General features: G+C 27.0%; 2 protein-coding genes. Both read right to left on the bottom strand.

The features are described 5' to 3' along the window. Positions 1–40: 40 nt before the first annotated feature. On the bottom strand, positions 41–826 hold the full coding sequence (locus tag OL66_RS03375; protein WP_034172474.1) for a hypothetical protein: 786 nt from the start codon (positions 824–826) through the stop codon (positions 41–43). Positions 827–1025: 199 nt separating this feature from the next. Next, on the bottom strand, positions 1026–1434 hold a 409-nt coding region (locus tag OL66_RS04110), incomplete at its 5' end, for a hypothetical protein (RefSeq protein WP_034172473.1).

Raw genomic sequence — 1434 nt, 5'->3', positions numbered from 1 at the left:
ATTTATATCAAAAATTATAATAATAAAAATATTTTAAACATTATTTTTTAAAAAGTTGTTCTCTTTTGACATATACATAAATCAAAGAAACAACAATAGTGGTTACTAAAACACCCATAACAATTTTGGGGGTAAGTTTTGTTTGTGGTTCTTTTTCTGGGGATTGAGTATTTGCTGGCACTACTGATTCGTTATTTTCTTCAGTTGTTTCATCTTTTTTATCTACTTCAGTTGTTTCATCTTCTTCTTTTGTTATTTCAGATTGTCGAACTTCATCACCTACAATAGTTGTTTTAGTTGTTTTTTTAGTTATTAAATTATTAACTGTTATTAAAGTTACAGTTGGGTTTCCTTCTTCTATGGTTTCTTCTATTGTTGTAGTTGCTGATTTTGGTATGAAGAACCAACTTTTTTTATAATCAATTGGTTTTTGTTCATCTTCATTTTCGCTGTCTCTTAAATAATGTGTTTCAGATATTTTTATATTATTTTCATCATATTCGGCATCATAAGTTTCATCATTTTCCCAATCTACTTTTTTATCATCTTCTATTGTATAACGTATTTGTTTTTTTATATTGTTATTTTCATCTTGTTCCAAAACTTCTTTTTTAGAATCATCTACAAATGTAATTACCACATTATCATCCTTATTACCAAAAGAATACAAAGGTACAAAGCCACCATCATCTTCAGAATTCACATCCATAGAAGCATCGCCATCTGCAATATCCACATTCATAGAACTATCATCATCTTCGGAACTTGAACTATAACTGGTTGTCTTTTCGCTTCCATCTGAATTAAAAAATGTTTGTTTTGTCATTTCATTATCTTGATATTCTTTATTCCAAGTTTCTTTATGTTCCCAATAAATATCATCTTCTGAGGTTTTAAAATGTCTTTGTTCTAATGTATGTCCACTATTATCATCTAAAGTTCTATTCCAAGTATTAGGGCTTTTCCAATTTATTTCTTTATTGTCATTGAGATAACTTCTTTTATTTAATTTATAAGGTCTATTATTAATAATTTTTTAATTCTATATCATAAGTTTTATCGTGATTCCAATTAACTATTTTTTTATATTCTTTGCTATTTGATGTGTAATGCCTTTCAGTTAATATATATTCTTCAGCTTGAACTTCTTCTGCAAATTTGCCATCATAATACGTTTTATCCCAAGTTTTATCGTGATCCCAATTAACTTGTTTGTTATCTTCGTCGCTGCCTTCTTTAAAATATCTTTTTGAAATTTGTTTATTATTAGAATCATAAACTTTATCCCAAGTATTAGGATTTTCCCAGTCTAATTGTTTTTCTTCGCCTTCATTATGAGGTTTATATGCTCTACTGGATGAAGTGTATGTTTGTGTTTCCTTATTAGTTGTTGCAAAAACATAAGTAATATTTAATATAAAAAATAATAAAGAA

The sequence above is a fragment of the Chrysanthemum yellows phytoplasma genome, assembly GCF_000803325.1.
GTDB lineage: Bacteria > Bacillota_I > Bacilli_A > Acholeplasmatales > Acholeplasmataceae > Phytoplasma > Phytoplasma asteris.
The sequence above is the reverse complement of the archived record's forward strand: the minus strand, read 5'-3'. Positions and strand labels throughout refer to the sequence as shown.